Consider the following 9301-nt stretch of genomic DNA (forward strand, 5'->3'; position numbering starts at 1 on the left):
AGGCGGGTGGCGAGGTAGCCGACCACGCTCTCGTCCACCGCGAGCTGGCGGTCGGCGCAGAATTTGACGATCAGGCCGCGGAAGAGCTGGTCGTCGGGCGGCAGCAACGCGACCGCGGGCACGGCGCGCAAACGCGAGCGCAGGTCGCGGAGCTCGATCTCCAGCGAAGCCGGCACCTCACGTCCGGTGAAGAGAACGTAGGCGCCGTCCTCGCGGGCGAGATTCATCAGGTGGAAGAGGGCGCGTTCGTCGAATTCCCCAGCCTTGAGATCCTCGACGACCAGCGCGCCGGTGGCGAGCGCGCCCGGAACGGCTGTGGCAGTCAGTGCGTTGGCCGAGGTTGAGCGGGCACCTGATACCTCGGCCCAGATCGCGGCGAGATGGCTCTTGCCGCTTCCCTCCGGGCCGGCCAGCCACATGATCCGGTTCGGCCATTCCGGCCAGCTGTCGATCAGGCCGAGACCGGCCGCGTTGGCGGGGCCTTCAAGAAAGTTGTCCCGGCTGAGGCTCTCCGCATGCGGAAGCGAAAACGCCAATTGTCGGGGATGGACGCGGCCTGCCACGCTTGCTTTGCTCCATGCCGGCGGGCCGGCGTCATTTGAAGAGATCAGACGTATCGAGCGGGAGTTGGCCTTTTGCGGGGCCGCATCCTCTCTCATTTGGCCTCGATCGTGCTCATGTGCCGCAGCCACTCGACCAGATAGAGCGACACGGAGGAGAGCGTGAAGACCGTGACGAGACCCATCAGGATGATATCATAAGGAGCCGGCTTGAAGCCGAAGGCAAGCGCCGCCAGCACCAGGGCGGCGAACGACACTTGTGCAACGGTGTTGAGCTTGGACACCTTCGATGGCTTCATCTCGACGGGCCGGTCGAACAGCCAGGATACGATCACCGCGGCGACGATCATGATGTCGCGCGACACCACCAGGATCACGATCCAGCGCGGAATCGCGCCCCAGATGCCCAGCGCCATGTAGATCGAGACCAGCAGCGCCTTGTCCGCGAGCGGATCGAGCAGGGCGCCGAGCTCGCTCGTCATGTTGAAGCGCTTGGCCAGGAAGCCGTCCACGGCATCGCTGATACCGGCGATGAGGAAGACGGCGAACGCCACTTCCATTTGGCTCGACACGATGGCCCAGACGATGATCGGGACCAGCATGATGCGACCCAGGGTAATGATGTTCGGAATACTCACGAAAGCGCTTCCCGGCACCCGGCCTGACCTCGAATTCGGCCCTTTGGAGGCTGAACCGGTTGATATCTCTACATAGTATACGGAGGGGCGCCATGCGAGCCATTGCGCGTCCCCGGAATTCGACGTAACCAGCCGCAAACCCACTGGAAATCGGGCATGACCGACCGCAAAAACGGCCTCACTTACGCCGATTCAGGCGTCGATATCGATGCGGGCAACCGCCTGGTCGACCTGATCAAGCCGATGGTGCGCGCCACCGCACGGCCCGGCGCCGACGCCGAGATCGGCGGATTCGGCGGCCTGTTCGACCTCAAGGCGGCCGGATTCAAGGACCCCGTCCTGGTGGCCGCGACCGACGGCGTCGGCACCAAGGTCAAGATCGCGATCGAGACCGGGCTGCACGGCGGGATCGGCATCGACCTCGTCGCCATGAGCGTCAACGACCTCGTGGTGCAGGGCGCCGAGCCGCTGTTTTTTCTCGACTATTTCGCCTGCGGCAAGCTCGACCCCGAGGCCACGGCCTCGATCGTCGCGGGCGTCGCGGAAGGCTGCCGCGAATCCGGCTGCGCCCTGATCGGCGGTGAGACCGCCGAGATGCCAGGCCTCTACAAGGACGGCGATTACGATCTCGGCGGCTTTGCCGTCGGCGCCGCAGAGCGCGGGACGCTGCTGCCGCGCAAGGACATCGCCGCAGGCGATGCCGTGATTGGTCTCGCCTCGTCGGGCGTGCATTCCAACGGCTTCTCGCTGGTGCGCAAGATCGTCGAGCAGTCCGGCCTCGGCTTCGGGGCGCCGGCGCCGTTCGCGCCCGTCATGACGCTGGGCGGTGCGCTGCTGACGCCGACGAAGCTCTACGTCAAGTCCTGCCTGCGCGCGATCCGGGAGACCGGCGCGGTGAAGGGGCTCGCCCACATCACCGGCGGCGGCTTCACCGACAACATTCCGCGCGTGCTGCCGAAGAATCTTGGCGTCGGCATCGATCTGGCACGCCTGCCGGTGCTGCCGGTGTTCAAATGGCTGGCCGCGCAGGCCGGCATCGCCGAGCTCGAAATGCTGCGCACCTTCAACTGCGGCATCGGCATGATCGCGATCGTCGAGCCGGACAAGGTCGACAAGGTGATCGAGGTCTTCGCCGACGCCGGCGAGACCGTGGCGCAGCTGGGCACCGTGATCCCGGCCGAGGGCGAGCACCGCGTCGTCTATAACGGTCACCTCGACATGGCGCTGTGATGAAGCGCCGCGTTGCCATCCTGATCTCCGGCCGCGGCTCCAACATGGCCGCGCTGATCAAGGCCGCAAGCGCAGCCGATTTCCCGGCCGAGATATCGCTCGTCATCTCGAACAAGGCCGATGCGCTCGGCCTAGAGCGGGCCAAAGCGAGCGGCGTCAACACGCTGGTGATCGAGAGCAAGCCGTTCGGCAAGGACCGCGCCGGCTTCGAGGCGGTGCTGCAGGCCGCGCTCGATCAGCACGGCATCGAGCTGATCTGTCTCGGCGGCTTCATGCGCCTGTTTACGGCCGAATTCACCAAGTCCTGGTACGGGCGGATGCTCAACATCCATCCCTCGCTGCTGCCGTCCTTCCCCGGCCTCGATCCGCATGGCCAGGCCTTGCGCGCCGGCGTCAAACTGTCTGGCGCGACGGTGCACTTCGTGATCCCCGAGACCGACGCCGGCCCGATCGTGATGCAGGGCGCGGTGCCCGTCAGCGACCACGACACGGGGGATACGCTGTCGGAACGCATCCTCGAAGTCGAGCACCGCATCTATCCCGAAGCGCTGCGGCTGCTCGCGACCGGCAAGGTCAAGATCGAGGGCGACGTCTGCAAGACGGCGGGGAGTGGGGCTTCGGAGAATTTTCTGGTTGCGCCGGTGGTGAGCTAAAGCGCCGTCCTCGCGGCGGTCCTCACAAACAAAAACCCCCGGCAGAGCCGGGGGCAACGTCATGATCTCTCGCTTGTCAGGCTTGAGAGAAGTCAGGAGACCTTGAGGTTCTCCGCGGATGCTTTGCCGCGGTTCTCCACGAGGTCGTATTCAACCACCTGGTTTTCGTTGAGGGTCGAGAGTCCGGCGCGCTCGACGGCGGAGATATGGACGAACACGTCCTTGTCGCTGCCGTTCGGCTTGATGAACCCATAGCCCTTGGTCGGGTTGAACCATTTGACGGTGCCCTTTTGTGGCATCCTCAGTCTCCTCCACTAGATAAAAAAGACGCGGCCGCTTTTCGCGTGCCACGCCACAAACGGGCTTCCGGAAGTCTGTTCGAGTCTCATCGTCGCGAAACGCACAGCGCGGCCAATTCCGATTGTGGCCAACATTGCAACATGAAAATCGGCCCTTAGCAAGCCGCGCTCCGATTTCAAGGCCGGATCGGGGGTCGCTGGCTGCAATTTGCGACCTGTGGCAGCGGAACCACAATCGAGGCAATAGCCTCTGTCGTACATGCCAGGCGGTTGACCCTCCGTGGCAGTTCGGCACAAATCGATGCACGCGTCGCAGACTCTGTTGCATTCTTGCGCGCGGCCATTTGCTTCGGGATTCATTGTCATGCGCTGCACGTCGCAGCTCTCCGGGACACGGCAGGTGATGGGAGCGGACCGGGTTCGTCTGACGACGAATTGGGTCGTGGGCACGGTCGCGCTCGGTTTGATGGCGGCGGCCGCTCCCGCTTTTGCTCAGGTCGCCCCGCCTCCGCCAGCCCCCACGCCGACGGCGTCCTCGACGAATTACGACCAGTCGGTCGGCAACGGCGCGCTCAATCTCGGCTCGAATTTCCTGGAGCGGCTCGGCAACCAGGCATCCGGTGGCGTCAACCGGGCGTTCCGCACCAATCCCGGCGGCGGCGGGGCGTCAGCAGCCACCGAAGATCCGCGCTACCGCACTTGGTTCGAGGGCTACGGCATCTCGGTCCGCACCGACGCGCAAGGCGACTTCGTCGGCGACAGGCGCAAGACGGTCGGCGGCGTCGCCGGCTTTGGGGCGCGCGTGGCCCCCGGCGTCAATCTCGGCTTCTCCGTCGACCAGAGCCACACCGACGTCGACGTGCCGCTGGCGCTGCAGTCGGCGACGCTCGACCTGACGCAGATCGGCTTCAATGGCTCGGTCGACAAGGGCCCGTGGACCTGGGCCTTCGCGGTGGTGCACGGTTTCGGCAAGGTCCGTTCCAGCCGCGACACCGGCCTTGGCTTTGCGAGCGCGAGCTATCGCGCCGCGGTCGACGGCGCGCTGACCGAGATCAGCTATTACTGGACCAAGGACCAGATGCGCATCGTGCCCAAGGGCGCGCTGGAATATGTGCGCGCCACCAGCGCGGCGTTCCAGGAGGCCGGCGGCCTCGATCCGCTCAACGTCGGCTCGACCGCGCTCTCACGGGCGCGAGTCATGATCGGGGCCGAGATCGGCCGCTACTTCGTCATCGACCAGAAGATCCTGGATCTGTCCGCCTACGGCAAGTTCGTCGACAATTTCCATCAGGACCTTGGCTCGATCCAGGTCAGCCTGGGACCTCAGAGCATCGTTGTTCCCGGCATCGGCGAGAGCCGCTACGGCGCGGATGCCGGCGCCTCGGCTTCGCTGAGCCTGACCAGCGTGGCGCGGCTCTACGTCAATTACGACGGCAAGTTCCGCAATGAGCTGACGTCCCACCAGGGCACGGTCGGCTTCGAGTACCGGTGGTGAGCTGAACCTTACGCCGGCGTCGCCGCGACATATCCCGTCAATCCAAACCCCTCGCGCGCAGCGGTCATCATCGGCACCAGCGCGTTCGGATGGATGAACTCGTCGCGGAAGCAGGGATAGGACTTGGGATCGAAGATCTTCTTCAGCCAATCGACCACGATCTTGTGGCGCTCGGAGGTTCGGAATTCCTTGTGATAGGTGAGCCAGAGATCGGCATGGTGGCTGACGCCGAGATCGACGGCGACCAATGGCGCGCCGAGCGCGATCGAGACCGTCGGCAGGAAGCCGATGCCGGCACCGCGCTCGACGGCATAGAGCACGCCGACTGAGGAATTGGTCTTGATCCCGACGATGCCCTCGAGCGACTTCAGCCCGAGCACGCGCGCGTAGGCGCCGTCGTCGACCTGCGGCGCGCTCTGCTTGACGATGCGGTGATTGTTCAACTCGGCCAGGGTCGCCGGCACACCGTAGAGGTTTTCGTACTCCTTGGAGACGAAGGGATAGATGTGCAGGCGGCCGAGCTTGGCGACGATCAGGTCGGGATTGGTCGGCGGCTCGAGCTGGATTGCGATGTCCGATTCAAGCCGCGCGACGTCGGCTTGCTCCATCGCGCAGCGCAAGTCGACGGTGATCCTGCGGTAGGTCTTCTGGAAGTCGATCAGTCGCGGCAGGATCCAGAAATTGCCCGGGCCTTCCGTCACCGCGACGCGCACGGTCCCCGAGGTGTCGTTCGACGATCGCGAGGCGCGTCGGAAGACGTTGAAGGCGTGACGCTCCATATGCGTGACGTCGGCGATCATCGCGGTGCCTTCGTCGCTGAGCGTGAGCCCGCTCTGGTCGCGCAGGAACAGCTTGCAGCCGATGCTCTCTTCGAGCCGGTCGATCCGGCGCATCAGCGTGGTGGAGGTGAGCCCGAGCTCCTCGGCGGCATTGCGAAAACTTTTATATTTTGCGCAAGCTAAAAACAATTTCAAATCGTCCCAGGACGCGCCCAGGGCTTCTTCACGGTGCTGCATCATCGCAGCACCCCGGTGCAATAACTGCTGCATACTCCTGATCTCCAGCCGCTAAGCTCATTGGCATAGCGGGGCACGAAAGCCTCGAACGATAGAGGCGTGATATGGGTATGGAAAGGGGTTCGTTTGCCGCAAGGCATGAATTCGATGCCTTGCCGCTCAGCCCGGATGTCGATGTCCGCTGCGCGCAATTTTCCGAAATTGCCGCGCTTGCGCAGATGGCGCACCGGCTGGTGCCGGGCGTGCGGATCGGGACAGCCGACCTTGCGCGATACTTCACGTTCGATCCCCAGAGCATCCTGACGTTCAGCCGGAAGGGCCGTCTCGTCGGCGGCATGGCCTTCCTGTTTCTCAATGACCGCGGGCACGATGCTCTTCTGCTCGACGAGATCTGCCTTACTGCGCCCGAGACGCACTATCTCGCTTCCGCGAAGGAAGACGTCGCCGCCATCTACATCTGGGCGATCGCGGCGACGGGGCGCGGTATCGCCGGTCTCGGCAAGGCTGCGGCGCATCTGCGACAGCTAAGGTTTCGCAACGCCGATTGCTATGCGCAGCCGTCAACGGTGGCCGGACGCGACATCATGAAGGCGACCGGCTTTGCGCCGGTCCCGAGCTTTCAGCCCGATCTCTGGTGCTACGAGCGGCCCTGGCATCGGCAGCCGATGCGCATGCCGGGCGCGATCATCCAAGCAAGGAGTTTTGCAGATGCATGGTACTAGGATTCCTGTCGCCAAGCCCTGTTCCCGCGCCATCACCATCCGCCTCGCGCGCGATCCCAGCGATCTCATGCTGGTCACAGCCATCCGCTCCGCGGTCTATCTCGCCGAGCAGGATTGTCCATTCGAGGAGGAGTTCGACGGTAACGACATGGTCGCCGCGCACTTCATCGGCTTCGTCGGCAACGAGCCTGCGGGCTGTCTGCGGGTGCGCTTCTTCGGCGATTTCGCGAAGGTGGAGCGGCTCGCGGTGCGTCACCAATACCGGCGCTCGCGCGTTTCGTTCAAGCTGGTGCAGGCCAGCGTCGACTACGTGAAGCGCAAGGGCTTTCGCAAGATCTACGGTCAGGCGCAGGACAGGCTGGTCGATTTCTGGGCCCATTTCGGCGCCAAGCCGCTCGGCCACAATCGCAAGATCACCTTCTCGGATTTTTCCTACACGGAAATGCTGCTGGAGATCGAGCCGGGCCCGGACGCCATCACGCTCGACAGCGATCCCTATGTGATCATCCGTCCCGAGGGCGATTGGGACCGGCCGGGTGTGCTCGACGCCTCGGCGGGGCGGGCGGTGTCCTCACCGCTGCGGGACCTCGCGCTCGCCGACCGCTGAAATTGGTGCAGCTCTGCGCAACACGATGCTGGCTTCTATCCACGATGATCCGCCGATCCTGGTCTGCGCGGATCTTCAGGTCGAATACCTGACCCCCGGGCGCCGCCACGTTATCCTCGACGGCGACGCCACCACGGCGCGTTGCCTGGAACTGCTGACGCTGTGGCGCGGCAATCTGTGGCCGGTGATGCATCTGAAACGCATCGCGCAGGCAGCCTGGTTCAATCCGGCATCCAGGCTGACCGATTGGATCGCGCAGACCAAGCCGCGGCCGGGAGAGATGACATTCGAGCACCCGCTGCCGTCCGCCTACAGCTCGTCGCGGTTTGTGGACCATATGTCTAATATCCGCGCCATGCGCTGCATTCTGATCGGTTTTTCCCTGGACGAGACCATTCTGGCCACTGCCGTGGACGGGTTTCACCGCAGCCATCGCTATCACGTGGTCACAGATGCCGTGGCTTGCCGGACGCCAGGTATGGGCGATGCCGCCGCCTACAAGCATGCGGTAGTGAATGTCATCGGGAACTTTGCTACAGTCCAGTCCAGCGCCGAACTGATCAGAACCAGCGGCGCCGTCGCGCTGTAGGCGGCCGCGACCGGCGGACGGGGTGAGAGATTGTCACGGGGAGACGAGCTCAAGGAGCTGGCGAGCGATCTGTCGCATGCCGCCGAGACGGCGCGCAGGCTGGGTCTGCCGACGACGGCCTATCTGCTCTCGATGGCGCTGGTGGAGGTGAGGGAAGCCGCTGCCGGTGCCGATGGCGGGCATGACGACGACGCTGCGTGAGAGCTGCCCAAATCCCGACATGCGGCTTTGTGCAACGCTGCTGAGCGCTTGCTGCCGACGAATTGGCGTTGCAAGCTTCGCGCTGTCGCAATAGCCAAGGTACTTGATCATCGAGTGATGACGCTGGCTCTGCCTGCGACGTCACGCTTTCAAGGATCTTCGCAAATGTCCATGCTGCCCAATTCGCAAGAGGCCCGGGATGTGGCCTATCAGCTCCATCCCTACACCAACGCGCGCACGCATCAGCAGGCCGGTCCGCTGGTGATCGAGCGCGGTGATGGTCCTTATGTCTTCGATGCGTCGGGCAAGCGCTATTTCGAGGCGATGGCCGGCCTGTGGAGCGTCGGGCTCGGCTTCAACGAGAAGCGGCTGGTCGAGGCCGCGCACAAGCAGATGCTGGCGCTGCCGTTCTATCACACGTTTTCCGCCAAATCGCACGGGCCCTCGATCGACCTTGCCGAGAAGCTGGTGGCGCTCGCGCCTGTGCCAATGAGCAAGGTGTTCTTCACCAATTCCGGCTCGGAAGCCAACGACACCGTGTTGAAGCTGATCGCCTATCGCTCCAACGCGCTCGGTCAGCCACAGCGCAAGAAGGTGATCAGCCGGATGCGCGCCTATCATGGCGTCACCATTGCCTCGGCCAGTCTCACGGGCCTGCCGAACAACCATCGCTCGTTCGACCTGCCGCTGCCGAACATCCTGCACACGGGCTCGCCGCATTTCTACAAGGACGGCGCCCCCGGCGAGAGCGAGGAGGCGTTCGCGACGCGCCGGGCGGAGGAGCTCGACGCCCTGATCCAGAAGGAAGGGCCCGATACGATCGCGGCGTTCTTCGGCGAGCCGGTGATGGGCGCGGGCGGCGTCATCGTGCCGCCGGCGACCTATTGGGACAAGATCCAGAAGGTCCTGAACAAGTACGACATCCTCTTGGTCGCCGACGAGGTGATCTGCGGCTTCGGCCGCACCGGCAAGATGTTCGGCTGCGAGACCTACGGTATCAAGCCCGACGTGCTCGTGGTCTCCAAGCAGATTACCTCGAGCTATTTTCCATTCTCGGCGATCATCATGAACGACCGCATGTTCGAGCCGATCGCTGACGAGAGCAACAAGATCGGCGTGCTCGGCCACGGCTTCACCGCGGGCGGCCATCCGGTCGGCTCGGCGATTGCGCTGGAAAACCTCAAGATCATCGAGGAGCGCGGTCTGGTCGCGCATGCCGCCGAGCTCGGCGGCTACATGCAGGGCCGCTTGCGCGAGCTCACCAGCCATCCGCTGGTCGGCGAGGTCCGCG

The 9301-nt window shown here is 64.3% G+C and carries 12 protein-coding genes; 8 read left to right on the plus strand and 4 right to left on the minus strand.

Annotated features, from left to right (window positions below):
• Positions 1-563: chromosomal replication initiator DnaA (locus MOV74_RS22050; protein ID WP_246926693.1), on the minus strand; the 563-nt coding region annotated here is incomplete at its 3' end.
• Between the two features lie 92 nt (positions 564-655).
• Positions 656-1198 carry a CDP-alcohol phosphatidyltransferase family protein gene (locus MOV74_RS22055; RefSeq protein ID WP_246926695.1) on the minus strand — a complete coding sequence of 181 codons (543 nt, stop codon included), beginning with the start codon at positions 1196-1198 and terminating at the stop codon, positions 656-658.
• A gap of 156 nt (positions 1199-1354) precedes the next feature.
• Between MOV74_RS22055 and purM the strand changes: the two genes are divergently transcribed.
• On the plus strand, positions 1355-2428 hold the full coding sequence (gene purM, locus MOV74_RS22060; protein ID WP_246926699.1) for a phosphoribosylformylglycinamidine cyclo-ligase: 1074 nt from the start codon (positions 1355-1357) through the stop codon (positions 2426-2428).
• Positions 2428-3081, plus strand: a complete 654-nt coding sequence (purN, locus tag MOV74_RS22065; RefSeq protein WP_246926706.1) for a phosphoribosylglycinamide formyltransferase — start codon at positions 2428-2430, stop codon at positions 3079-3081. Before purM ends, purN begins: the two co-directional genes overlap by 1 nt.
• A gap of 92 nt (positions 3082-3173) precedes the next feature.
• Here the strand turns inward: purN and MOV74_RS22070 are convergent, their stop codons facing one another.
• Positions 3174-3380 (minus strand): cold-shock protein, encoded by a 207-nt coding sequence (locus MOV74_RS22070; protein WP_007591938.1) that lies wholly within the window; start codon positions 3378-3380, stop codon positions 3174-3176.
• Between the two features lie 364 nt (positions 3381-3744).
• On the opposite strand from MOV74_RS22070, the gene MOV74_RS22075 reads away from it, so the two are divergent.
• The gene (locus MOV74_RS22075) at positions 3745-4875 is read left to right on the plus strand and encodes an autotransporter outer membrane beta-barrel domain-containing protein (protein ID WP_246926708.1); all 1131 of its coding nucleotides are present in this window, start codon (positions 3745-3747) and stop codon (positions 4873-4875) included.
• An 8-nt stretch (positions 4876-4883) separates the two neighbouring features.
• On the opposite strand, the gene MOV74_RS22080 is transcribed toward MOV74_RS22075, so the two are convergent.
• The gene (locus tag MOV74_RS22080) at positions 4884-5924 is read right to left on the minus strand and encodes a LysR family transcriptional regulator (protein WP_246926710.1); all 1041 of its coding nucleotides are present in this window, start codon (positions 5922-5924) and stop codon (positions 4884-4886) included.
• 71 nt (positions 5925-5995) lie between these two features.
• On the opposite strand from MOV74_RS22080, the gene MOV74_RS22085 reads away from it, so the two are divergent.
• From MOV74_RS22085 to MOV74_RS22105, 5 genes are all read left to right on the plus strand, one after another.
• On the plus strand, positions 5996-6613 hold the full coding sequence (locus MOV74_RS22085; RefSeq protein ID WP_246926720.1) for a hypothetical protein: 618 nt from the start codon (positions 5996-5998) through the stop codon (positions 6611-6613).
• Positions 6600-7220, plus strand: a complete 621-nt coding sequence (locus tag MOV74_RS22090) for a GNAT family N-acetyltransferase (RefSeq protein ID WP_246926729.1) — start codon at positions 6600-6602, stop codon at positions 7218-7220. The genes MOV74_RS22085 and MOV74_RS22090 overlap by 14 nt, the downstream gene beginning before the upstream one ends.
• A gap of 25 nt (positions 7221-7245) precedes the next feature.
• A complete protein-coding gene (locus tag MOV74_RS22095; RefSeq protein WP_246926731.1) occupies positions 7246-7809 on the plus strand; it encodes an isochorismatase family protein in 564 nt (187 codons plus the stop codon).
• 30 nt (positions 7810-7839) lie between these two features.
• Entirely contained in the window at positions 7840-8010 is a 171-nt protein-coding gene (locus MOV74_RS22100; protein ID WP_246926733.1) for a hypothetical protein, read from the plus strand.
• Between the two features lie 165 nt (positions 8011-8175).
• On the plus strand, positions 8176-9301 hold a 1126-nt coding region (locus MOV74_RS22105; RefSeq protein WP_246926735.1), incomplete at its 3' end, for an aspartate aminotransferase family protein.

The sequence above is a fragment of the Bradyrhizobium sp. SHOUNA76 genome, from assembly GCF_023006445.1.
Lineage (GTDB): Bacteria > Pseudomonadota > Alphaproteobacteria > Rhizobiales > Xanthobacteraceae > Bradyrhizobium.